Below are 23,702 nucleotides of genomic sequence, written 5' to 3' on the forward strand. Positions count from 1 at the left end.
CATAGCATGCCCATGGATCGAGCGCGCGGATCAAGGACGCGCAGCCAGCTCGAGCGCGTTGAGCGACCTTTCGCGTGCGGCGTCAAAGGAGCGCTGCCGGAGCGCCGGTTCCGCATCGCCATACAGCGTGTTGCGCTGGCGCGGCGAGCGGCCGGCGGAACGGATGATGCTCTCCATTTCCTGCGGTGTCATCTCCTGGCCGTGCGAGGCGCCCGCCGACCGCGAGATGCTCTCGTCCATCAGCGTTCCCCCGAGATCGTTGACGCCCGCCGCGAGGCAGTGCCGCACGCCTTCGGCGCCGAGCTTGACCCAGGAAGCCTGGATGTTGGTGATCACAGGATTGAGCGCGAGACGGCCGACCGCATGCATCAGGATGGCTTCGCGGAAGCTCGGCCCCGGCCGCGCCCGGCCCTTCAGGTAGATCGGCGCCTCCATGTGGACGAAGGGAAGCGGTACCAGCTCGGTGAAGCCGCCGGTTTCCGTCTGCAGACGGCGGATGCGCAGCAAATGCCGCGCCCAATGCTCGTAGCGCTCGATATGGCCGAACATGATGGTGGCGGTGGACCTGAAGCCGACCGAATGCGCCGCGCGCATCACGTCGAGCCATTCCTGGGTCTTGATCTTGTCCGGGCACAGCACGGCGCGGACTTCGTCGTCGAGGATTTCCGCGGCCGTCCCCGGCAGCGTGCCGAGGCCGGCCTGCTTCAATTCGCCCAGGAAGTCGGCAAGCGGCAGGCCCAGCGTATGCGCGCCCTGGTGGATCTCGAGCGGCGAGAAGGCGTGGATGTGCATCCCGGGCACCGCCGCCTTCACCGCGCGGCAGACCTCGATGTATTTCTGCCCGGTGTAGGACGGATGAATGCCGCCCTGCATGCAGACTTCAGAAGCGCCACGCTCGCGCGCTTCCGAGACGCGCCGGGCAACCTCGTCCATTTCGAGGTCGTAGGGCTTGCCGCGCAGGTTCTCGCTCATCTTGCCCTTGGAGAAGGCGCAGAACTGGCACCTGAACGAGCAGATGTTGGTGTAGTTGATGTTGCGCGTGACCACGTAGCTGACGACGTCGCCATTGACGTCGCGGCGCAGCTCGTCGGCGGCGCGGCAGACGAAGGTGAACTCGTCCTCTTCCGCACGGAACAGCCTGACGATCTCGCCTTCGCCAAGCTCGCGGCCGTTCTGCGCCTTGGCGACGATATAGGCAAGGTCGCCACTGATGCGCGTGGGCCGTGCCTCGCGCAGCCACGCGGTCTCGCGCGCCGGCAGCGCGCCGACATGACCGGGATGCCAGTCGTCGGTACGCGGGCGGCCGTCGCCGTCGATGCGGTCGAGCAGCGGCTTCTGCAGCTTGGCATCGACCCAGCGCGAGGCGTGTCGCGCATGGGCCGGATAGATCGCAAGCCGCTCCACCAGCCGTTTTCCGGCTGAATTGGTGGCGGCTTCCAGGAGCCGCAGATGCGGCCACGGCGCCTCCGGATTGACGAAGTCGGGCGTGACCGGCGAGACGCCGCCCCAGTCGTTGATCCCCGCCTCGACCATCTGCTTGAGCGCGCCGGGGCTCAGATTCGGCGGCGCCTGGATGTTCATCTCGGGCTCGAACAGCAGCCGCGCGATCGCGATCGTCCACAGATGATCCTCGACCGACGGCGGCGCGACGTCGGCCATCCGCGTGTCGGGCTTGGGACGGAAATTCTGAACGATAATTTCCTGAATGTGGCCGTGCGCATCGTTGAGATCGCGCAGCGCGAGCAGCGCGTCGATGCGCTCCTGCCGCGTCTCGCCGATGCCGATCAGGATTCCGGAGGTGAAGGGAACCGCCTGCTCTCCGGCAGCCTTGATGGTTTCCAGCCGCACCGCCGGCAGCTTGTCCGGCGAGCCGAAATGCGGGCCGCCCTTGGCGCTGAGGCGCTCGGACGCGGTCTCCAGCATGATGCCTTGCGAGACCGACACTTTCCGCAATGCGCTGACATCGGCGGCAGTGAGGATACCGGGATTGACGTGCGGCAGGAGGCCGGTCCGCTCGAATACGGCGCGGGCGGCTTCGGCAAGGTAGGACAGCGTCGATTCATGACCCATCTTGTCGAGCGCTTCGCGCGCGACGCGGTAGCGCAGCTCGGGCTTGTCGCCGAGCGTGAACAGCGCCTCCTTGCAGCCGGCCGCCTTGCCGGCCTCGGCGACCGCGACCACCTCGTCGATCGACAGATAGGGCTTTGCGCCGTCGCGCGGCGCATGCGCAAAGGTGCAGTAGTGGCAGACGTCGCGGCAGAGCTGGGTCAGCGGGATGAAGACCTTGCGCGAATAGGAGACGAGATCGCGATGCGCGGCATCGCGACGCCGCGCCGCCGCCTGCAGCAGGCCCGCGAGATCGGGTGCGTCGATCAGTGAAACGGCTTCTTCCCGCGACAGGCGGCGATCAAGCGGCAGGTTCAAGGCGGACATCATCACGAAAGCCTCATGGCGACGCGGGGATCACTGAATTGCGGACGTGCGGTGCGATCGAAGCTACGCACGAACGACGCCGTCTGGGTCGAAGCGCCGGCCGGCGGCATCTGCAACTCGAGGTCCTGGGCGACGTCGATGTCGCGGCCGATGCGCTCCGAGCGCAGCACGCCGCAGCAGAGCCGCTTTTGACGGACGACGGCACGGTGGCGTTCGAAGCTGTGCTCGCCGAAATGCGGCGCGATCAGGTTCGGCGACCGCATTGCCAGCGCATTGGTCCCGCCGTCGGACAGCGCCGGCGCCAGCACCACCGGATTGAGTTCGAGCAAAGCCGTGACCTGTTCGAAATCCTCAGGCGTTGCGAACGGAATGTCGGAAGGCGCGACGAGGACGCCCGCATCGGCCGGCAGCGCGTCGAACCCGCGCCGGACCGCGTCATTGATACCGGATTCGCTTGCGTCAAGGATCGGCTTGGCATCGAAGGCGCGTGCAATCGCGTGAACCGTGCGGTCGGCACTCACCACCACGATGCCTGCGACCGAGGGCGCCGCGCGCAAGCTGCCCAGCACGTCGCGCAGCATCGCCTGCGCAAGCGTCAGGCGCTCGCCGGGCGACAGGATGTCGCTGAGCCGCTGCTTCGCCTCGCTCAGGCGCTTGACGGGCACGAGTGCCCAGACTTGCGGGGTCATGGCTTGATTTCTCATTTTTTGAGCCGGGCAATGAAGTCGAGACATTCGGCGGCGAGGTTGACCCGGTCGTCCTTGCTGCGCATCAGCGTGTTGGTCACGTGCGCCGGGATCTTCAGCCGAGCGGCCTGGGCTTCATCGAGGCGATCGATCACGAGACCGCTCAGAAAAGGATAATGCAAAGCGATCGACGCCGCACTGGTCGGCACGCCGAGTTCCTGCATGATCTTCGCAGTCGGGCCCTTGACCGCCTGCCCGCCGATCAGCGGCGAAACCGCGATGACAGGCGCGCTCACCGATTCGAGCGCCGCCAGGATGCCGGGCACGCGCAGGATCGGATCGACGCTGAGATACGGGTTTGACGGGCATACAATGATCGCATCGAGATCGGGTGCCTGCAAGGCGCGCAGCGCCTCTGCCGACGCCTTGACGTCATCAGCATGCTCGAACTCGATCCGCCTCACCACCGGCCGTGACTGCTGTTCCACGAAGTAGCGCTGGAACGGCAACCGCCCTTCCGGGGTGACGACCATCGTCGAAAAGCGGGCATCGGTCATCGGCAACAGGGTTGCGGCAATGCCGACCTGCTTCGCCATCTGCCGGGTGAATTCGGTCAAGGTCCGCCCGGCGCGTAGCGCCAGCGTTCGCTGCACATGGGTGGCGAGGTCGCGATCACCGAGGCGGAACCAGGTCTCGCCGCCGAGGCCGCCGAGCGCTTCGATGAAATTCCAGCTTTCGCCGGCTCGGCCCCAGCCGCGCTCGTCGTCGCTGAGCCCGCCAAGCGTGTAGACCACGGTGTCGATGTCGGGCGAGATCCAGAAGCCGAGATGCTCGAAGTCGTCGCCGGTGTTGATGACCAGCGTCAGCTTCTCGCCGAGCAGGCGATTGAGGCCATAGGCGAGCTTGGCGCCACCGACACCGCCGCACAGCGCAACGATCTTGCGCAGACGTCCGGCCGCTGTGGCTTGCGCGGTCATCGGAACATGTCCTGGTTCTTCGGCCGCAGCAGCGCCGCGGCGGGTGTGGCCGGGCCCGACAGCTTCAGGCCGCGCACCAGAACGACCGGCAGGCCTTCGCCCGCCTGGCCCATCAGCAGCGAGCCTGCGGCCGCGATCTCGTCGGCGACCGCGATCTCGGTGACGCGCAGCGAGCGGCCGAACAGGTCGGGCACGCCGATCTGGCTCTTCAGGGAAGGCACACCGGCCGCCCCGAGCGCGACGCCAACCACGCCGTTGCGCCAGGCACGGCCAAAGCTGTCGTTGATGACGACGCCGATATTGACCCCGAAGGCGGCATCGAGCGCCGTCTTCAGGTCGCGCGCCGCACCGTCAGGATCGCGCGGCAGCAGCAGGACGCGCTCCTCGCCGTCGGTATGCTCGATGTTCGACTGATCGATGCCGGCATTGGCCATGACGAAGCCGAGGCGATGCGCCGTGATGACGACATTGGGACGGTGCTTGACGACCTCTTCGGATTCGCGGAGCACGACCTCGATGAAACGCGGATCCTTGCCGACCTCGGCGGCAAGTTGCAGCGCGGCCCGCGAAGGCTGCACCTCCGCGAGCTTGACATAGCGATCTTCCGCCTTGGAGACGATCTTCTGCGCGATCACGAGAATATCGCCGTTCGCAAGCGCCAATCCGGCCGCCAGCATGGCCTGCCGGATCAGAGCGGCGACATCATCACCCGGCTCGACGCGGGGAATGCCCGGTATCGCGAGATATTCGACCCGGCCGGCGGTCGCCATGGCGCTGTTACTGGCCCGCAGCGGGCAGGCCGGTGATGCGGATGCCCGCTCCCGGAACCTTGTAGCGCCGGTTGATGCCGATCAGCACCGAGGTCAGCGCCTCGGCGGCCGCGGAATTCGCCAGTACGCCGCCGTCGATGCCGGCGCTCGCCACCTTGCTGGCGAGCTCGATGACGATATCGCGCGACGCCTTGTCGTCGCCGAACACCAGCACGTCGCAATCGGCGCGGCCGCCCTGGTGCAGCTTGGTGGCGCCGACATTGTGGAAGGCGGAGACGACGCGCACGCCCTCGCCGAGCAGGCGCTGCGCGATCTGCGCGGCGGAGCCTTCCGGCGGAAGCTGCACCACCGACACCTTCGGCGGCACCAGCGGCACTGCCGCATCGACGACGATCTTGCCCTGAACCACGTCGCGCACCTCGCGCAGGCTCGCCTCGTGATTGGCGAAGGGAACCGCGAGCACGACGATGTCGGCGGCCTTGGCTGCGCCGGCATTGTCGTCGCCGGAGGCCTCGCCGCCGAGTTCCTTGGCAAAGCTCTTGGCCTTGTCGGCGGAACGCGAGCCGATGACGACCTTGTAGCCGGCCGCCAGCCAGCATTTGGCGAGCCCGGACCCCAGATCACCGGTGCCCCCCAGAATGGCGATGGTCGGCTTCGCGTTCATAAACTTGCTCCGTAGCGTTGATTGAATCAGTCGAGCGTCATCTCGGTCAAAGGCACCAGCTTCACGCCGGCCTTTTCGAGCCCTTCGCGCACCGCGCGCGCGGTCGCAACGCCGGTCGGCTCATCGCCGTGGACGCAGAGCGTGTGGACCTTGCATTTGATCTTCTTGCCATTGCGCGAGGTGATGGTGTTGTTCAGCACCATGTCCAGCACCTGCCGGGTCGCCACCGCCGCATCCTTGATCACCGAGCCCGGAATCTTGCGCGAGGTCAGGTTGCCGTCATCGTCGTACTGGCGGTCGCAGAAGCCCTCGATCGCCACCGGCAGGTCGAGCGCACGGCCGGCCTTCTCCATCTCGGAACCGGCCAAGGCGACGTAGATAATGGTGGGATCGACCGCCTTGATGGCGCGGCCGATCGCGAGCGCATAATCCGGATTTTCGGCCGCCATGTTGTTGAGCGCGCCGTGCGGCTTGAGATGGGTAACCTTGACGCCGGAATAGGCGGCCATCGCCTGCAGCGCGCCGATCTGGTAGGCGACCATGTATTCGAGATCGTCGGGACGCATGTCGATGCGCCGCCGACCGAAGCCCCAGAGATCGTTGAAGCCCGGATGCACGCCGATCGTGACACCCTGCCGCTTTGCTTCCTGCACGACATTGTGCATGATCGTGGGATCGCCGGCGTGGAAACCGCAGGCAATGTTGGCCGAACCAATCACCTTCAGGATGCCGACGTCGTCGCCGACGTCATAGGCGCCGAAGCCTTCCGCCATGTCGGCGTTGAGATTGATCTTCACGGTCATCTGCCGGTCCCTGCGTTGAAGACGCTGTCATCCCCGCGGCCCGGACCATAACGTACTATTGTTAGAAAGACAATATGTATTTGGTCGGCGTCGCGCCGGGACAATGCTACTGCAGCGACGCCCGGACAAGCCTCGTCTCCAACTCGCTGGCATGCACGAAGCTCTTGGTAAATGGCGCATCGGAGGCGCGGCCACCAGCGCGACAATCTTGCAATAATGCCTCTATTGAATGGTCATCATAAAGATAGTATGACCATATCAATCGCGGAGGATAAGGGCGCCTTCATCGGGCCCCCGCAAGACGAGGAAGGCCGGCGCAATGTTTCTTCTCAACAAAGACCCCTCGCACGATCAGGCTCTCGACCCGACCGACGCGGCGACGCTTTCGGTCGAGGCGGCCAGGGAAGCCGAGCGGTTCCTGAAGTTCCGCAAGAATCATCAACCGACGCCGCTGAAGGCGATGCCAGCCCTCGCGCGCGACCTCGGCGTTGCCGCCGTGCACATCAAGGACGAAGGGCACCGGCTCGGGCTCGGCAGTTTCAAGGCGCTGGGCGGCTCCTACGCCGTGATCAAGCTGACGCTGGAAGAAGCGAGCCGCGCGCTCGGCCGGACCGTCGACATCAGCGAGATCGAAACGCCCGAGGTGCGCAAGATCGCGCGCGGGCTGACCTTCGGCTGCGCGACCGACGGCAACCATGGCCGCTCGGTCGCTGCTGGCGCGCAGATCGTGGGCGCCAAGGCGGTCATCTTCGTGCATGCCGGCGTCTCCGAGGAACGGGTCGCGGCGATCGAGCATTTCGGCGCCGAGACGGTGCGGGTCGACGGCACCTATGACGATTCCGTCGCGGTCGCCGAGCGGGTCTGCAAGGACAACAACTGGGTCGTGGTTTCCGACACCTCCTGGCCCGGCTATGAGCGCATCCCTGGCCTCGTGATGCAGGGCTATACCGCGATGCTGAACGAAATCCTGCGCGATCTGCGCGAGCCGCCCACCCATGTCCTCATCCAGGCGGGCGTCGGCGGGCTCGCCGCGGCTGCCGCCGGCTTTTTCGACATCGTCTACGGCAAGAAGCGGCCGAAATTCGTGGTCGTTGAGCCGGACCGCGCCGACTGTCTCTACCAGAGCGCGGTGGCCGGCAAGCCGATCAAGATCGCGCACCAGGAGCCGACCATCATGGCGATGCTGGAATGCTACGAGCCGTCGCTGGTGGCATGGCGGATTCTGTCGCGCAAGGCCGATGGGTTCCTGACCGTGGGCGAGAACGATGCGGCGGACGCGATGCGCCGCCTCGCCCATCCGGCCGCCGGCGACCCGGCGATCGTGGCCGGCGAAAGCGGCTGTGCGGGGCTGGCGGGGCTTTGCGCGGTCGCCGCCGATCACAGCCTGCGCCAGGCCATCGGGCTCGATGCGAATGCGCGCGTGCTGCTGATCAACACCGAAGGCGCGACCGACCGCAAGCGCTACGAGGCCATCGTCGGCGCCAAGCCGGAAAGCATTTTGGCGGACGCCTGAGCTTGCGTTGAGCTGCGAAGCAGGGGTCACTGCACCTCTCCCCAGTGGGGAGAGGGAGCGCACTTCCGATCCGGGATCAGTCTCGACCTAAACGTCGCAGCGCTCAGCGCTTGCGCTTGTAGCTTTCCATCAGGTCGGCGTGCAGCGCAAAGCAGCTGCGATGATAGTGGATGTTGGCGACATAGACCGCCACACCGTCGCTATCGACCAAAATCAGCCGGCAGTCGGCGGTGGGCTCGCCCAGCCCGATCTTCAGATGCTCGGCGGTTTCGGGATCGGCGACGCCGATCGTCAGGGTCTGGAAGGCGTGGGCGACCGTGAGATCGTCCATTTCCATGATCTTGGCCAGCGCCGCGCTGTGGGTGAAGCGCCTGCGATCCTTGTTGAAGATATTGCGCGCGAGATGCAGGTTGACCACCGAGAACGGCTCGTCCTCGTTGTATTGCACGCTGCGCAGGAACGCGTAGCCGCTGGGGGAGAGCTGCGCTTCGCCCTTTCTCAGCTCGGGCGGGTCGGCATTGTCCTCGACATAGATGCGCTTGAGGACGTTGTTCTTCAGCGAATTGATCACCGAATCGAAATCGTTGGCGAGATTGAGCCAGTGCTTGTTCTTGGGCTTGCCCGAGACGAAGGTGCCGCGCCCCTGCTGGGCGTCGAGCAGCCCCTCCTCGCGCAGCATCTCGATCGCCTGACGGACCGTGACGCGCGCAACCCCGAACTCGGTCTCGAGTTCCTCGATGGTCGAGATCTTCTCGCCTTCACCCCAATGACCGTTCTCGATGCGTTGGCGCATCACCGAGGCCAGCTGCACATACAGCGGGACGCGGCTTCGATCATAATTGGGGACAGCTTTGTTCATGCTGGCAAGATAGGTTATTCCATCCGATATTGCGAGTTTTGTGACTCCCGCCTGCGTTGTTTTTCACAAGCGTCGCCCGCTCAGCTCCGCCCGAAAAGCCTCCCGATCATCCGCTTGACATAGTCCTTCACCATCGAGCCGATCAGCGATCCGGCGTTGAGCTCGGTGACCAGCGCCGGCGAACCAGCGTCGCCCGGCCGATGCGACAGCCTGGCCTCGAGGTTCTGCACGAACACCGCGATGATGCGCCCCGCCACGTCCTGAACCAGGCCGGCGCGGCTGAACTGGGCCAGCGCCCCGGTCAGCGTGAAGCCGATATCGAGATCGACCCGGGTCTCGCCCGGCTTGTCGCCAGGCCGCACCGCATAGCCGATGCGGCCGCGCGTCGCGGAATTGCTGCGGCTATCCTTGCCGGCGCCGTCGATCGTGCCGGTGCGGCCCGCCTCGTCGCGCGTGACGTCGGCGACACCCTGGAACTCGGCCACGATCGGGCCGATCTTGACCTTGATCTGTCCGTCGACGTGGCCATCGACCGGCTCGCCCGCAAGCGAGGCACCGGGCAGGCAGGACGCGACCGCCGGGATGTCGCGGAAGAAATTCCAGACCTCGTCAACCGGATGCGCGACGGTGAAGCTTTGCGCCATCGTGGTCTGCGGCTTCCAGTCGGCATCCCTACGCGGCGCGGCAGCAGCGGCCGCCGGCCTTGCGGCAGCCGCCGCAGGGCGCGCGGCAGCAACAGGGGATGAGCCGTTGATCGCGGATGCGTGGCCCGACCCGGACGGGCCAAGCTGCGCGCGACCGCCGTCAGGGATCGCCTTGACGCCGCGGCCGCGGCGCGCCGCCACGACGCGCTGGATGGCCCTGATGATGCCGACATAGCCGGTGCAGCGGCACAGGTTGCCGCTCATGGCGATGCGGATGTCCTGCTCGCTCGGCGCATCCAGCCGCAGCACCACGTCGCGCGCCGACACCACCATGCCGGGCGTGCAATAGCCGCATTGCAGGCCGTGCTCCTGCGAAAAGGCGGCGCGCAGCTCGCGCGCGATCTCGTCCTCGTCGAGGCCCTCGATCGTGGTCACCGCGGCTTTTTCGCAGGACACCGCGAGCGTAATGCAGGAGCGCGTCGGCACGCCGTCGACCAGCAGCGTGCAGGCACCGCAGACCCCATGCTCGCAGCCGAGATGGGTGCCGGTCAGGTTCTGCGTCTCGCGCAGGAAATCCGCAAGGTGCGTGCGCGGCTGCACGTCCGCGCTGACCTGTTTGCCGTTGACGGTGAGACTGACGCTCGTCATTGCGGTTGTGCCTGCTCGATCGCGCGTCGCAGCGCGACAACATAGGTCTGCCTGGACAGCGGATCGGCGATCCCCGCCGCTTCGACGATCTTGGCAACGGCCTGGCCGTCGAAATTGTCGGCCAGCCGCCTGGCGCGTCCGTCGCCGAGGATGTTTGCGGCATTCGCCACCACGATCGGCCGGCTCTCGGTCGCGCCGATCACCGCGCGGCTTACGCCGCGGTCAGGATCGGCCAGGAACGCGCCGATGGCGTGGGCGAACTCGCCGGTCTTGCGGCAGCTCTTGTAATAGCCCCAGCGCGCATTGCGGCCGAGCTTTGGCACCTTGACGCCGACAAGCATTTCGCCGCTGCGGATATCGGCCTCGAGCGCGCCAAGCATATAGTCTTCCACCGCGATGGTCCGTTCGCCGGCGGGGCCGCGCAGCACGACCTTCGCGCCCAGGGCAGCAAGCAGCGAGTGCCAGTCCGCGGAGGGATCGGCATGGGTGAGGCTGCCGCCGATGGTGCCGCGGTTGCGCACCGCGCGATAGGCGATACCGCGCGCGACCGCCGGCAGCGCACCGCGCGTGACGTCCGGCACGCGGCCGTCCTCGATATCGGCATGGGTGACGCAGGCGCCGATCAGGATTTCGTCGGAGCGATCCTCGAATCGACGCACCTCCTCGATGGCCGTGATGTCGACGACGAGGTCGGGTTGCACCAGCCGCAGATTGAGCATCGGTCCGAGCGACTGGTTGCCGGCCATGATCTTGGCCGATGCAGCCTCGCTTGCGATCAGTTTCAAGGCGCCGACAACGTCGCTCGGGCGCATATATTCGAAATTGACGGGCTTCACGCGCGCGCTCCCTCGGCAAGCCCCGCGCCCTGCTTGCGCTTCTCGGAAGCCGCATGCAGCGCCTCCAGCACGCGGCGCGGCGTCATCGGCGAACGCAGAAGCTCGGCACCGTAGGCCTTGAGCGCATCGTTGACCGCGTTGCCGATCGCGGCCGGCGGCGCGATCGCCCCGCCCTCTCCCAGACCCTTCACGCCGAACTCAGTGTAGGGCGCAAGCGTCTCCATGTGGCCGACCTTCGGCGCCGGCACTTCGGTCGGTCCCGGCAGCAGGTAGTCGGCAAAGGTCGAAGCCAGCGGCTGGCCGGAAGCGTCGTAATTCATTTCCTCATACAGCGCGGTGCCGATGCCTTGCGCAAGGCCGCCATAGATCTGGCCGTCGACCACCATCGGGTTGATCAGCTTGCCGCCGTCCTCGACGATCACGTAGTCGAGCAGCTCGATATCGCCCATTTCGGGATCGACCGCGACGACCGCGATATGCGTGGCGTAGCTGAAGGTGCCGGAATCGCGCACCGGCTTGTAGCCGATCGTCACTTCGAGGCCGCGCGGATCGACCGAGGGCGGCAGGTCCTGCGGCCGGCGGTACCAGGTGTAGGCGATCTCCTGCAACGTCACGCTGCCGGACGGACCGACCACCGCGCCGTTCTCCAGCCGCACCTGATCGACATCGGTCTGCAGCAGATGCGCGCCGATGCCTTTCGCAAGCTTGGCGATCTCGCGCGAGGCGGTCGCCACCGCCCCGCCCGCCATGACGGCGCAGCGCGAGCCCCAGCTTCCGGTGGAATAGGGCGTGTATTCGGTGTCGCCATGCACCAGCTTGATCTTGGCGACGTCGATGCCGAGGATCTCGTGGGCGACCTGCGGCAGCGTGGTCTCCATGCTCTGGCCGTGCGAATGCACGCCGACGCGCAGCTCGAGCCCGCCGTCCGGCGTCATGCGCGCGGTCGCCTGCTCGTGGCCGGGCACCATCGGAATGCCCCAGCCGGCATAGACGGAGGTGCCGTGCGCGCCCTGCTCGCAATAGACGGAAAGACCGACGCCGATCAGGCGGCCGTCCGGCTCGCCCTGCTTCTGCCGCGCGCGCAAGCCGGCCAGGTCGATCTTGGCGAGCGCCTGGCGCAGCGATTCCGGATAGTCGCCGCTGTCGAAGTGCTTCTTGGTGATGTTGTCGAACGGCATCTGCTCGGGCTGCACGAGGTTCTTCAAGCGAACCTCGTAGGGCTCGATGCCCGCCTCGCGCGCCACCGCGTCCAGCATCAGCTCCAGCGCGTAGCACACGCCGGTGCGCGCCACGCCGCGATACGGCAGGATCGGACACTTGTTGGTCGCCACCGACCAGGTGCGGCAGCGATAGGACGGGAAATCATACGGCCCCGGCAGGATGCTCGCGATCTGCGCCGCCTCGAGGCAGGCCGAGAACGGGTAGGACGAATAGGCGCCGGAATCGACCGTCGCCTCGCAGTCGACGCCGCGCAGTCTGCCGTCGCGGTCGGCGTAGACCGTGATGATGTAGTGATGCTCGCGGCAATTCGCGGCTGCCGTCAGGTGCTCGCGGCGATCCTCGATCCAGCGCACCGGATGGCCGCAGCGCATCGCAAGCCAGCCCAGGCAAACGTCCTCCGGCAGCACGATGCCCTTGTAGCCGAAGCCGCCGCCGACATCCGGCGAGACGATGCGGATCTGGATCTGCTCGAGCCCCAGGCACTCGGCGAGCCCGTTGCGCACGATGTGCGGCTGCTGGTTGCCGGTGTACAGCACGAGCTGGTCCATGCGCTTGTGCCAGACCGCGACCGTGCCGCGGCCTTCCATCGGCGCCATGGCCTGGCGCGCGGTGGAGATTTCCCGCGTGATCTTGATGGGGGCGTCGAAGGCCGCCTCCATGTTCACATTGACGAAGGTTTCCAGGAAGATGTTGTCGCCCCAGTGCTCGTGCACCAGCGCGGCGCCCTTCTGCTTCGCCTGGAGCATGTCATGGATGGCGGGCAGTTCCTCGAACTCCACCTCGACGGCGGCGGCAATGTCTTCCGCCTCGGCCCGCGTATCGGCGACGCACATCGCGATCAGCTCGCCGACCTGCCGCACCTTTTCATGCGCCAGGATCGGCTGATCGGAGCGCTTGAAGCCCGGCAGCCCCGAATAGGCGCGGATCGGCTGGGTGCTGTCGGCGATATCGGCCGCGGTGAAGACGCTGCCGCGGTAGCGCTCGGGAACCCGGATCGCCTTGATGCGGGCGTGCGCCAAGGGGCTGCGGACGAAGGCGACGTCGCGCGTCCCCGGCAGTCGGATGTCGCCGACATACTCGCCACGGCCGCGCAGGAAGCGATCGTCTTCCTTGCGGAGAACCGAGGCACCGATTCCTTGAGCGGCCATGACGCTTTATTCCTTGCAGAACCGGCGCCGTTCACCTCAAAGCGCGGGAGCGTTTCGTCCCGCAATGGCAGCGAACGGCGCGCGGAGACTTTCTTTTTAGGCCCGCGGCGTGTTGCACCAGTCGTAGATGCTCAGCGCCATCACCTTGATCGCCGTCAGATAGTCGTCGATCGAGACGTATTCGTCGTTGGCATGCATGACGGCGGTCGAGCCAGGCCCGAAGATCACGGTCGGGGTCGCAGCATACTTGTTCAGGAAGCGCGTATCGGCGGCGCCCTGGCGGCCCGAGATGGTCGGCTTCTTGCCGGTGATCTCGGTATAGACGTTGCACACGGTTTCCACGATCGGATGCTTGACCGGGATTTCCGAGGCTTCCGCGTCGTAGCCGACGAACTTCACCACCGGCGGATGATCCTTCATCCACGGGTCCTTGGCCGCGACCTCGGCGATCTTCTTCACAAGGCTCTGCTTGACGCCCTCGTGATCCTCGCTCGGCACGGTGCCGATCGAACCCTTCAGCACCGCGCTGGCAGGGAAGGCGCTCGGATAGTTGCCAGCCTGGAAGCTGCCGATGATGCAGGGCAGCGAGTCGATCGCGCTCGGATAGAGGTGATGCTTCACGGTCGCGACGCGCTCGTCCTCCAGCTCCTGCACCGCCTTGACGATCTTGTTGCCGAGATCGATCGCGCTGATGCCGAGGTAGCGCTGCTGGATGCCGGCCGGCTTGCCCTCGACGTCGATCTGGAACCAGATGCGGCCGATGCAGGCCGGCTGGACAAAGAGGTCGGAGGTCTCGCCCGAGATGCCGGCGTCGGCCTTGTAGCCGCGAGCCACGGTATCGAGCGTGCCGTGTCCGCTGACTTCCTCGTCGATGACGATGTTGATCATCACATCGCCCTTCGGGGTCAGGCCGAGCTCCTTCAGATACTGCACCGCCAGCACGTGGCTGGCGACGCCGCTCTTCATGTCGCAGGAGCCGCGGCCATAGATGCGGCCGTTCTCGATCTTGGCGGACCAGGGATTGTCGCTCCAGCCCTCGCCGTTGCCGACCGGGATGACGTCGGTATGGCCGTTGAGCAGCAGCGAGCGGCCGCCGCCGGTGCCCTTCAGCGTCGCGACGATGTTCGGACGGTTCTCGTAGCCGCGGTCAACCGGCCGGTAGCCGGGATGCTTCTTCAGCTCTTCCCAGTTGGTCTCCCACATGTCGACCTCAAGCCCGATCTTCTTCAGGTAGGCGTGCATGTGCTTCTGGATCGCGGCTTCGTCGCCGGTCACGCTCGGGATCGCCACCATGTCCTGCAGGAACTTGATGGCGTGGTCGCGCGAGGCGTCGACCTTGTCGAGGATCTTCTTGCGTACGGGATCGGTCATTTTTTACCTCTGATCTTGCGTCTGTTCGCCAGGCGTCCCTTGCTTATCAGGAAGCCTTCAGCCGCGGAATGATCTCGCGCGCAATGATCTCGACCTGCTCCTTCTGGTACTTGTAGGGCACGAAGATGATCTTCTGCACGCCCAGCGCGAGATGCTCCTTGAGCTGGGCGACGCACTCGTCGACCGAACCCATGATCGCGCTCTCGCGGCTGCAATCGCTGTGCGCCGGGAAGTCCCATTCCTTGTTCAGCCAGTCCAGCATGTCGGCCTCGACCGCCTGGCGCGACTTGCCGACCATGATCGGCAGCTGCGAGGCGTTGAGCACCTTGGACGGATCCTTGCCGGCCTCCTTGGCGAAGGAGAGGATCTTGTCCCAGGACTTCTTGAAGTCGGCAGGGCGGTAGAAGTAGGTCAGCCAGCCGTCGCCGCTCACCGCGGCGCGCTTCAGCACGGCGTCGACATAGCCGCCGATCAAAAGCGGAATCTGCTTCTGCGCCGGCTTCGGATACATCACCGCCTTGGAGAGGTTGTAGTGCGGATACTCGCCGCTGACGGAGGCCTCGCTCCAGAGCCGGCGCATGACCTCAAGACTCTCGTCCATGATCTTGCCGCGCTTCTCGAAGGGAATGCCGAGCGCGTCGAACTCGCGCTTGTACCAGCCCGAAGCCATGCCCATCACGAGACGGCCTTCGGAAAGCTGGTCCATGCTGGAAAGCTGCTTGGCGAGCGCGACGGCGTTGCGCAGCGGCAGCACCAGGATGCCGGTGCCCATCTTGATGCGCTTGGTGCGCGCCGCGATCGCGGTCAGCGTGGTGAGCGAATCGATGATCGGGAAGTTCGGCTCGACGCCGAGCAGCATGTGGTCCCAGACCCAGACCGAGTCATAGCCGAGCTCCTCGACGCGGACGCCGTAGTCCACGAGCGCGCGAGCATTCGGCATTTCCGGATAGGCGGTGAAGTTGCGCGCCGCAACGCCAAACGTCTTGGTGAGTTCCGTCATCAGTGATCTCCAACCGGATAGTACTTAAGCTGTGAACAGTCGCTCGGGATCGAGCTTTCGCAGGGCCGCCAGTTCATGGTCGGTCGGCGGGGCCGTCATCTCGATCTTCTCGTCGAAGTCGAGCCTGAAGCCGGTATTGTCCTGCACTTCCTCGCGGGTAGTGCCGGGATTGAGCGCCAGCACCTTCATCCGCCTCGTCCTGTCGTCGAATCCGAACACCGCAAGCTCCGTGATCACACGGAACATGCCGCCGCTCGGCAGGCCGGAATCGCGGCGGCTGGTGCCGCCGCGGATGAAGCCGGGGCTGGTGATGAAGTCGACGTTTTCGACGAAGCGGCGCTTCTCGTGCTTCATCGCCACGATCATGTTGGTGAGGCTCGAGATGTCGTTGCCGCCACCGGTGCCCGGCAGCCGCGTCTTCGGCTTGGCCGGATCGCCGATGAAGGAGGAGTTCAGATTGCCGAACTGGTCGATCTGGGCGCCGCCCATGAAGCCGACATCGACATAGCCGCGCTGCAGCAGCAGCAGCACGTCGGCGCTGCCGAGCACCATGTTCGCGCGCTTGGTGCAGCGCTGGTCGTTGGTCGAGGGCGGCAGCTTGCCGGGCTCGACGAAGGCGCCGATCACGCCGCCCTCGAACAGGATGGTCAGCGCCGGGCAGCGCGTCGCCTGCGCGAGCGTCGCAGCCAGCAGCGGCACGCCGATGCCGGCGAACACCACCTGCCCGTCCTGCAACTGGCGCGCGGAGAGAATCGCAAGAATCTCGTTCGCCGAATAGCGCCGCGCCTCAGTCATTGTAGATGCTCCTGCCCTTGCGGCTTGCTTCAAGGATTTCGTCCATGCCGATCAGCGCGAGATAGTCGTTCCAGGATTTCGGCGCGTAGAAATAGCGGTCGAGATAGTCCTTCATGCCCTTGACCGGGTCGGAATTGACCTGCGCGACATAGGCCTCCATGTGCTGCATCATCGGCTCGTAGAGGCCGTAGCACTCGTGCGGCGCCGAGCCGTAGGGCACCTCGACGACCGCGTCGACGCAGAAGAAGGGGATCTTGGTCTGGTCCGGTTCGCGCCGGATCTGGTCGTTGGAGACGATGCGCTCGGTGGTCAGGATGACGCGGTTGGCGGCGAGCGCGAGATCAATGTCCATGAACTGCAGGCCGTCCATCTGCGCGTTGCCGTAAGGATCGCAGCGTTGCACATGGATCAGCGCGACGTCGGGATTGAGCGCCGGCACGAGCAGAAGCTTCTCGCCCGTGAACGGGCAGTCGATCTGCTTGGCCTCTGGGCGCTGGTGCATCACGTCGGAACCCAGCATGGCGCGGGTCGGCAGGAACGGCACGCCCATGCCGCCGGCACGGAAGCGCATGCCCATCGCCATGTGGCTCCATTCCTCGAAGCGCTTGTTGCCGCTCTCGACGTGGTGGCGCATTACCTTCGACAGGCCCCACAGGATGCCCTGCGCGAACCAGCTTGTCATGACGCTGTCGGCGATATCGGAGCCGAACACCAGATCGCCGTCGGTGGAGACGATGCAGCGCGAGATCGAGAGATGCTTGCGGCGCTCCCGGATCAGTTCCCAGATCATCGCCATGGGCGTGCGCGACATGGTGGAGCCGCCGACGCCGACCTTCATCCCGTCCTGGACGAAGCTTGCCGCCTCCTCGAGCGAGACGACCTTTTCCCGCAAGGAGCGGTCGCGCTGCGCCATGCTATCCCTGAGCCGGGCATACGGCTCGACCAGAACGTCCGCCAAAATTTCCTCCGTAACGCGAGTTCGACCAATACGAACGTGCATGACGCCGCATTCGCGGGACCCGGAACGGCCCAGCCGCCCCGATCCGCAGAATTGAGGCTATCATACTAATGTTAGGATTATTAGTCTAGGGCTAATTTCCGGTCGGGTTTTAGTGCCGGCGGCGGACATTATTATAATTATATCTCGCCCGCGGGAGATCATATCCCGCACGCCGGCCCTGGGAACAAGATGCAATGTCGAAGGTCACGCGCGCAACCCGCATGCTGGAGCAGGCGGGCGTCGCCTTCTCGGTCCACGCCTACGACTACGATCCGGACGCCGAGCGGATCGGCCTGCAGGCCGCGGAAGCCCTCGGCGAGCCGGCGGCGCGTGTGCTCAAGACGCTGATGGCGCTGGTCGATGGCAAGCCGGCCTGCGTCATCGTGCCGTCCGACCGCGAGGTTTCCATGAAGAAGCTCGCGGCTGCATTCGGTGGCAAATCGGCGCAGATGATGAAGGTGCCCGACGCAGAGCGACTGTCAGGCTACAAGGTGGGCGGCATCAGCCCGTTCGGCCAGGCGCGCCCGATCCGGACTGCGATCGAGGAACAGGCGATGGCGCAGGATTTCGTCTTTATCAACGGCGGCCAGCGCGGGCTGCAGGTGAGGCTGCGCCCGCGCGATGCCGCACAAGTGCTGAAGGCGATCGTGGCAGCGCTTGCGGCGTAAGCCGCAGACGGCCCTCGCTTCAGCTAAAAAACGGCGCGTTGACCATCAGGCTGGTCTGCTGCGAAATGATGTAGGCGGCCTCGTTCGCCTTCTCGAGGTAGAGCTGCCAGGCCGGATCGGCGTTGAGTGCCGCGCGGCGGCGGACGCGGTCGTCCGCGTCCTTGTACTGCCAGATATGGACATAGGAATTGACGTTGCCGGTCTCGGTGACCAGGAACGCCAGGGGATCGCCGAGGTGCTTGCGCTGCACCTCCCAGCCATATTGCTCATAGAGCGCGAGCTGCTTCCTGATCGTGCCGAAGCGACAGCAATAATAGCGATGGTCGTAGAGCATACCCACTCTCCCCACTAGTCCGGCAACGTCTTGGCCCAGATCCGATCGGCGCGCTCCTGGCACTCGCGCATGATCTCCTCGGCATTGACGGTCTTGACCAGCTTGCCCGCGACGACCTGCTCGCCGTCGACAAAGACGTCGGTCACGTCGCTGCCGTTGGAATTGTAGACGATGTTGGAGAACAGATCCTTCTCGCGGATCGGGCGATACCAGGGCGGCGAGAGGTCGAGCAGGATGACGTCGGCCTTCTTGCCGACCTCGAGCGTGCCGATGTCCTTGTCCATGCCAAGCGCCCTGGCGCCGCCGACGGTCGCCAGGCGCAGTGCGTCGTAGCCGTCCATCATGCCGACGTCGCCGGTCTTGACGCGCGGAAACAGGATGGCCGAGCGCATGAACTTCCAGAGGTCGTTCGAGCACCAGTCGGTCCCCAGGGAGACGCTGACGTCCTTCTTGTAGACCTTTTCCATCGGCGGGAAGTAGCCGCGCTTCGGCGTGTGGAACGCCGTGTGCGACAGGTTCGCGCGGGTTTCCGCCATGATGTCGATGTCGGAGTCATTCAGGTAAACGCAATGGAAGCAGACGGTCTGCGGCGTCAGGATGCCGAGATCGCGGCCGAGCTCCATCGGCCGCTTGCCGTAGCGCTTGGTGACGAATTCGGTCTCGCCGGGAACCTCGGCGATGTGGATGTTGATGCCGACACCGTGCTTCTGCGCGAGATCACGCGCCTGCACGATGCCCTTGTCGGACAGATAGCCCGGGCCGCCGGGCGAAATGCGCGTCGTGATCCTGCCGTTGGCCTTGCCGTGCCAGGACTCGAACAGGTCCTGCGCGTTGTCCAATCCCTTCTCGACCATGGCCTGATCCCACGGCCGCTCCATGTTCTTCGCCGAGAGCTTGAGCAGGTCGGTCCCGACGATCCACTCGCTCAGCACCGCGCGCGCGCCGAGATCGCGCACCACGGGCGCGGCGAACCGCTCGTTCATCCAGGTGCTGTTGAAGGTCGTCGTGCCGCTCATGACCATTTCGAGCGCATGGGTCATGCAGCCGCAATAATAATCGCCATCCGCGAGCGAGCAGACCACCGGAAAGCCGCGCTTGTAGAGGCCCGCGGTGTCGCCCGATCCCGCGACGTCCTCGGTGAGGCCCTTCATGTAGGCGCCGACCAGATGGATATGGGTGTTGACGAGGCCCGGCAGGATCGCCTTGCCCTTCGCATTGATCACCTTGCCGGGCCGGTGCTTCGCGCGGTCGAAGCCGGAGGCGGGGCCGGCATAGATGATGCGGGAATTCTCGAACGCGATGGCGCCGTCGGCGATGATCTGCCGCGAATGCATCGGCAAGAGATAACCGTTTTCAATCAAGGTAACGCTCAAGGCCTTTCCTCCATCATGCAGCGCTTCGCGCCTGGTTCTTGCAACGGGTCTTGCTCTATCGGAGAGTTCAGTACTGCCTGCCGACGTCGACGCGATTGGTCAGCGGCTGGCCCGCCATGTATGCCTTCACGTTCGCCACGAAATGCGGCGCCACGTCTTCCGGTATCAGGGGGCCGCAGATGTGTGGCGTCATCACCACGCGCGGATGGGTCCAGAACGGATGCGCGGCGGGCAAGGGCTCCTCGCCAAACACGTCGAGGCTCGCGCGCGCCAGCCGGCCCTGGTCGAAGGCGGCGAGCAGATCGTCCTCGTCGATGACGCCGCCGCGGCCGACGTTGATGAGATGCGCGTTCGGCTTGAACGAGGCAAAGACATCGCGATTGAATTTCCGCCGCGTGCCCGCGGTCATCGGCAGCACCAGGACCACGACATCGCATCCGGCAACGAAGTCGCGGAGCTGCCCGTCCCCGACAAAGACCTTGTCGACGAAATCAGCCTTCGCCTCCGAGCGGCGCCAGCCGATGAGCCGGCATTTGTGCGGGCGGAGCAGCTTCGCGACTTCGGAGCCGATCTCGCCCAGCCCCGCAATGCCGACCGTAAGCTGGGCCAGCTTGCCGGGCTCGAAATATGCCCACGACCGCTTCTGCTGCAGGTCGCGTGCGTAGTCGAGCCGAAGGTTGTGGTCGAGGATCATGGCCAGCACATATTCGGCCATGCGGGTCGCGATCAGGCGGCCGTCGGTGCGCGTGAGCACGATGTCGCGGTCGGCGGGCCAGCTGCCGACGATGTCGTCGACGCCTGCACCCATCTTCTGGACCCAGCGGAGCTGCGGCATCTGGCGCAGCCACGCGGCGGTGAAGCCCCAGCCATAGAGGATGGTGGTGTGGGGAAAATGTCGCTCCGCGCGCTCCGGCGTATCGGCATAGTTGATCTCGACGTCGGGCAAGGCCTTCGACAGAACCTTCTCGAACTTCGGCAGATCGTGCTGATACTTCGAATAGACGAGGATCGACTGCGATACCGTCACCACACGTCCTCCACTATGTTGTCACGCGAGGGCCCGGGCGGCCCCCTTCAAGACCACAGCACATAGGACTTGACGCCCTTCTCGACGCCGGCCCACTCGTCGTCGGTGAGCCGCACCGAGCCGAGATATTTGTTGGTGTAGACTTTCTCCGGATTGATGTCGTTTTTCAGCTCGAGATAGGTCTTGGCGACCTCGACGCTCGACTTCACCTCCTCGGGGACGAACCAGCCGAGACCATTCTTCTTCGGCCCGGGATGCAAGCCGAGCGCGGTGTTGATGGCGATCTGATGCTTGAGCGTCTCGCGGCTGCGTTCGGAGCCCTGGAATTCCTTCACCGCCTTGATGTGGAGGTCGAGCGTCTCCTCGGGCTTGAGATAGGTGAACTTGAGCCCTTCCATCGCCCCTTCGACGATCGCCTTGGTGACCTCGGGGAACGTTTCGATCTGCGGACGCAGCGCGAGCAGGCCGGTGTCGTAAATCCGCACGCCGTAGCTGTGGTACAGCATGATGTCGATCTCGCCCCCGCCGGTCCACAAGGGTGCGGCGTCCGTGCTGTAATAGCCGGTGAGCGCATCGACCCGGCCGTCGAGCAGCGATTGCGCCCTGACATTGCCGTCGAGGAAGCGGAACGTGACCTTGGAGCGGTCGACGCCCGCGGCCTTCGCAAACGCCGGAAACAGATGATAGTCGCCGGTCGTCGGCGTTGCGCCGATCGTCTTGCCCTCGAGATCCTTCGGGCTCTTGATGCCGCTCTTCTTCAGCGTGAACACCGCGAGCGGCGAGATCTGCATATGCAGGCCGAGACCGACCAGGTCCATGCCCTGCGCCACGGTCTGCAGCATCACCGAGAAGCTGGCGTCGCCGTAGTTGAACTGGCCGAGACCGACCTTCTTGCTGGCGTCCGCCGATCCGTAGCCGCGCGCCACCTCGACATCGAGGCCGCGCGACTTCCAGTAGCCGAGATCGCGCGCCACGATGAACGCGGCATAGGACCCGATCGGCAGCCAGGGCAGCGTGAGCTGCACCTTGGTCGGCTGGTTCTGGCCGTAGGAAACGACGCTGAAGGACGGCAGCGCCGCTGCCGCCGCGACACCCGCCAGCGCCTTGTTAAATGCCCGTCGATTAAGAAGATCAGCCATGGTTCCGTACTCCCCCTCCAGATGATCGAAACAGCCTATCTCTCCCAGTAGACGATCGCCTTGCCGAGCAATTCGATCGCAAAGTAAAGCGCGAGCCCGATCACGCTGAGCGTGACGATCGCGGACAACATCATGACGGTGTTCAAAAGGCCGGTGGCGAAGACGATCAGATAGCCCAGGCCCTGGTCGGAGGTGACGAACTCGGCGACGATGATGCCGATCACGGCAAGCGACATCGCGACCTTCATGCCATCGACCACATAGGGCAGCGCGGTGGGGACGCGCAGCGACCAGAAAATCTGCCGCGGCGTCGCCCCGAAGGCGCGCGCCATCCTCAGCAGCGCCGGATCGACGCTGGTCAGGCCGGAGGCCGGGCTCACGACCATCGGGAAGAACGCGACGAAGAACACCAGCGAGACGCGGGAGACCGCGCCGGCGCCGAACCACAGCGTGAACAGCGGCGCGACCGAAATTTTCGGAATCAGGGCGATGCCGACCACCAGCGGATAGAAGCCGCGCTTGATCGTCACCGACTGCGTGAGCAGCACCGCGATCAGGATGCCGCCGACGACCGCGAACGCGAAGCCGAGCAGGCACTGGTAAAGCGTGGGCCAGGCGTTCTCCAGGAGCTGCACCCGCTGCTGCCACATGTACACGGCGACATCGGACGGCGCCGGCAGGATGATCGGCAGGACGCCGGAGACGCGGACATAGACCTCCCAGGCCACCAGCAGCGCGGCAAACACCGTTGCCGGCCACAGCGGCGAGGCGACAAAGCCGCGCCACAGTGCGGAACCAGCGGGCGCATCGAGCGCGGGATTCTTCAAGCCATCCATCGGTTCATCCGGCCGCAAAGGCTTGTGCTGGCACCCTGCCCCGCGAAATCGATTCGCGGATCTGGTGGATCAGCTCGTTGAAATGCGGGTGGGTTTCGATCGCGAAGGTCCGGGGACGCTCCAGATCGATCGCGAACTCCTCGACGATCCGCCCCGGCGCCAGCCCCATCACGACCACCCGATCGGAGAGGAACACCGCCTCGCGGATGCTGTGGGTCACGAACAGCACGGTCTTGCCGTGCTTGCTCCAGATGCTCTGCAGCTCGACGCTGATCTCCTCGCGCGTGAGCGCATCGAGCGCGCTGAACGGCTCGTCCATCAGCAGGATGTCGGGGTCGCTGATCAGGGCGCGGCAGATCGCGACCCGTTGCCGCATGCCGCCGGAAAGCTGCGCCGGATAGTGGTCGGCGAATTTGCGCAAGCCCGTCAGATCGAGCAATTCCATCGCCCGCTCGCGGAACGGCTTTTCCCGCAGCTTCCGCAATTCGATCGGGTAGAGGATGTTGGAGACGACGGTGCGCCACGGCATCAGGCTCGCATCCTGGAATACCGTGCCGATTTTCATGCTGGGGGCAGCGACCGCCTGGCCCTCGACACGGACCTCGCCCGCGGTCGGCGCCTGCAGGCCCAGCACCATGCTGAGCAGCGTGCTTTTGCCGCAGCCGCTCGGACCGCACAGCGAGACGAAGCTGCCGCGTTCGATCGCTAGATTGACGCCCGACAGCGCCAGCATCGAGCCGCCGCCCGAGGCGAAGCGCTTTTCGACATTGACGAGTTCGATCTGAGGCACGCCGCACAAATCCCGTGGCTAAGACAACCGCCGCTTATTCATAGAACAAAATGGGCGATTGTCGACAATAATAATTGGGCTGAATTGCCCGACTTTTGGTCTACGGGCCGCGCCTGCACGACCGAATGTCGACATTATCGGCGCAACCAAACCGGCACTTCCCGACG

22 protein-coding genes are annotated in these 23,702 nt (G+C 65.3%); 2 read left to right on the forward strand and 20 right to left on the reverse strand.

What is annotated here, in order from left to right:
• Positions 1 to 30: 30 nt before the first annotated feature.
• Genes cofH through QOU61_RS35140 form a run of 6 tightly spaced genes read right to left on the reverse strand, consistent with a single transcriptional unit; the run spans position 31 to position 6,333 of the window.
• Positions 31 to 2,436: a 5-amino-6-(D-ribitylamino)uracil--L-tyrosine 4-hydroxyphenyl transferase CofH gene (gene cofH, locus QOU61_RS35115; protein WP_502876996.1), complete on the reverse strand. Its 2,406-nt coding sequence runs from the start codon at positions 2,434 to 2,436 to the stop codon at positions 31 to 33.
• Positions 2,436 to 3,122, reverse strand: a complete 687-nt coding sequence (gene cofC / locus QOU61_RS35120) for a 2-phospho-L-lactate guanylyltransferase (protein ID WP_289655749.1) — start codon at positions 3,120 to 3,122, stop codon at positions 2,436 to 2,438. Before cofC ends, cofH begins: the two co-directional genes overlap by 1 nt.
• 11 nt (positions 3,123 to 3,133) lie before the next feature.
• Positions 3,134 to 4,096, reverse strand: a complete 963-nt coding sequence (gene cofD, locus QOU61_RS35125; RefSeq protein WP_289655750.1) for a 2-phospho-L-lactate transferase — start codon at positions 4,094 to 4,096, stop codon at positions 3,134 to 3,136.
• Positions 4,093 to 4,866, reverse strand: coding sequence for a coenzyme F420-0:L-glutamate ligase (cofE, locus tag QOU61_RS35130; protein WP_289655751.1), 774 nt, complete (start codon positions 4,864 to 4,866; stop codon positions 4,093 to 4,095). The genes cofD and cofE overlap by 4 nt, the downstream gene beginning before the upstream one ends.
• 7 nt (positions 4,867 to 4,873) lie before the next feature.
• Complete coding sequence (gene npdG / locus QOU61_RS35135; RefSeq protein ID WP_289655752.1) at positions 4,874 to 5,530, reverse strand: NADPH-dependent F420 reductase; 657 nt, start codon at positions 5,528 to 5,530, stop codon at positions 4,874 to 4,876.
• A 26-nt stretch (positions 5,531 to 5,556) separates the two neighbouring features.
• The gene (locus tag QOU61_RS35140; RefSeq protein ID WP_289655753.1) at positions 5,557 to 6,333 is read right to left on the reverse strand and encodes a LamB/YcsF family protein; all 777 of its coding nucleotides are present in this window, start codon (positions 6,331 to 6,333) and stop codon (positions 5,557 to 5,559) included.
• Between the two features lie 319 nt (positions 6,334 to 6,652).
• On the opposite strand from QOU61_RS35140, the gene QOU61_RS35145 reads away from it, so the two are divergent.
• Positions 6,653 to 7,846 carry a diaminopropionate ammonia-lyase gene (locus QOU61_RS35145; protein ID WP_289655754.1) on the forward strand — a complete coding sequence of 398 codons (1,194 nt, stop codon included), beginning with the start codon at positions 6,653 to 6,655 and terminating at the stop codon, positions 7,844 to 7,846.
• Between the two features lie 103 nt (positions 7,847 to 7,949).
• Here QOU61_RS35145 and QOU61_RS35150 read toward each other — a convergent pair whose 3' ends face one another.
• From QOU61_RS35150 to QOU61_RS35185, 8 genes are all read right to left on the reverse strand, one after another.
• Entirely contained in the window at positions 7,950 to 8,705 is a 756-nt protein-coding gene (locus QOU61_RS35150) for a GntR family transcriptional regulator (RefSeq protein ID WP_289655755.1), read from the reverse strand.
• A gap of 80 nt (positions 8,706 to 8,785) precedes the next feature.
• A complete protein-coding gene (locus QOU61_RS35155) occupies positions 8,786 to 9,997 on the reverse strand; it encodes a xanthine dehydrogenase family Fe-S subunit (protein ID WP_289655756.1) in 1,212 nt (403 codons plus the stop codon).
• Positions 9,994 to 10,833 carry an FAD binding domain-containing protein gene (locus tag QOU61_RS35160; RefSeq protein WP_289655757.1) on the reverse strand — a complete coding sequence of 280 codons (840 nt, stop codon included), beginning with the start codon at positions 10,831 to 10,833 and terminating at the stop codon, positions 9,994 to 9,996. The genes QOU61_RS35155 and QOU61_RS35160 overlap by 4 nt, the downstream gene beginning before the upstream one ends.
• Positions 10,830 to 13,202, reverse strand: a complete 2,373-nt coding sequence (locus QOU61_RS35165; RefSeq protein WP_289655758.1) for a xanthine dehydrogenase family protein molybdopterin-binding subunit — start codon at positions 13,200 to 13,202, stop codon at positions 10,830 to 10,832. The genes QOU61_RS35160 and QOU61_RS35165 overlap by 4 nt, the downstream gene beginning before the upstream one ends.
• A 96-nt stretch (positions 13,203 to 13,298) precedes the next feature.
• Entirely contained in the window at positions 13,299 to 14,573 is a 1,275-nt protein-coding gene (locus QOU61_RS35170; RefSeq protein ID WP_289655759.1) for an ArgE/DapE family deacylase, read from the reverse strand.
• Positions 14,574 to 14,619: 46 nt separating this feature from the next.
• Positions 14,620 to 15,573, reverse strand: coding sequence for an LLM class flavin-dependent oxidoreductase (locus QOU61_RS35175; protein ID WP_289655760.1), 954 nt, complete (start codon positions 15,571 to 15,573; stop codon positions 14,620 to 14,622).
• Positions 15,574 to 15,597: 24 nt separating this feature from the next.
• Positions 15,598 to 16,368 carry a CoA-transferase subunit beta gene (locus tag QOU61_RS35180; RefSeq protein WP_289655761.1) on the reverse strand — a complete coding sequence of 257 codons (771 nt, stop codon included), beginning with the start codon at positions 16,366 to 16,368 and terminating at the stop codon, positions 15,598 to 15,600.
• Complete coding sequence (locus QOU61_RS35185; RefSeq protein WP_502876997.1) at positions 16,361 to 17,281, reverse strand: CoA transferase subunit A; 921 nt, start codon at positions 17,279 to 17,281, stop codon at positions 16,361 to 16,363. The genes QOU61_RS35180 and QOU61_RS35185 overlap by 8 nt, the downstream gene beginning before the upstream one ends.
• A 281-nt stretch (positions 17,282 to 17,562) precedes the next feature.
• Here QOU61_RS35185 and ybaK point away from each other — a divergent pair, with 281 nt between their 5' ends.
• Positions 17,563 to 18,036 carry a Cys-tRNA(Pro) deacylase gene (ybaK, locus tag QOU61_RS35190; RefSeq protein WP_289655763.1) on the forward strand — a complete coding sequence of 158 codons (474 nt, stop codon included), beginning with the start codon at positions 17,563 to 17,565 and terminating at the stop codon, positions 18,034 to 18,036.
• 19 nt (positions 18,037 to 18,055) lie between these two features.
• Here the strand turns inward: ybaK and QOU61_RS35195 are convergent, their stop codons facing one another.
• From QOU61_RS35195 to QOU61_RS35220, 6 genes are all read right to left on the reverse strand, one after another.
• Positions 18,056 to 18,370 carry an NIPSNAP family protein gene (locus tag QOU61_RS35195; protein ID WP_289655764.1) on the reverse strand — a complete coding sequence of 105 codons (315 nt, stop codon included), beginning with the start codon at positions 18,368 to 18,370 and terminating at the stop codon, positions 18,056 to 18,058.
• Between the two features lie 14 nt (positions 18,371 to 18,384).
• Positions 18,385 to 19,743, reverse strand: a complete 1,359-nt coding sequence (locus tag QOU61_RS35200) for an amidohydrolase family protein (RefSeq protein WP_289655765.1) — start codon at positions 19,741 to 19,743, stop codon at positions 18,385 to 18,387.
• Positions 19,744 to 19,810: 67 nt separating this feature from the next.
• Positions 19,811 to 20,770 carry a D-2-hydroxyacid dehydrogenase gene (locus QOU61_RS35205; RefSeq protein WP_289655766.1) on the reverse strand — a complete coding sequence of 320 codons (960 nt, stop codon included), beginning with the start codon at positions 20,768 to 20,770 and terminating at the stop codon, positions 19,811 to 19,813.
• 47 nt (positions 20,771 to 20,817) lie between these two features.
• The gene (locus QOU61_RS35210; protein ID WP_289655767.1) at positions 20,818 to 21,909 is read right to left on the reverse strand and encodes an ABC transporter substrate-binding protein; all 1,092 of its coding nucleotides are present in this window, start codon (positions 21,907 to 21,909) and stop codon (positions 20,818 to 20,820) included.
• Positions 21,910 to 21,944: 35 nt separating this feature from the next.
• Positions 21,945 to 22,745 carry an ABC transporter permease gene (locus QOU61_RS35215; RefSeq protein WP_289655768.1) on the reverse strand — a complete coding sequence of 267 codons (801 nt, stop codon included), beginning with the start codon at positions 22,743 to 22,745 and terminating at the stop codon, positions 21,945 to 21,947.
• 4 nt (positions 22,746 to 22,749) lie between these two features.
• Positions 22,750 to 23,535: an ABC transporter ATP-binding protein gene (locus tag QOU61_RS35220; protein ID WP_289655769.1), complete on the reverse strand. Its 786-nt coding sequence runs from the start codon at positions 23,533 to 23,535 to the stop codon at positions 22,750 to 22,752.
• Between the last annotated feature and the right edge of the window lie 167 nt (positions 23,536 to 23,702).

Source organism: Bradyrhizobium sp. NP1 (assembly GCF_030378205.1).
GTDB lineage: Bacteria > Pseudomonadota > Alphaproteobacteria > Rhizobiales > Xanthobacteraceae > Bradyrhizobium.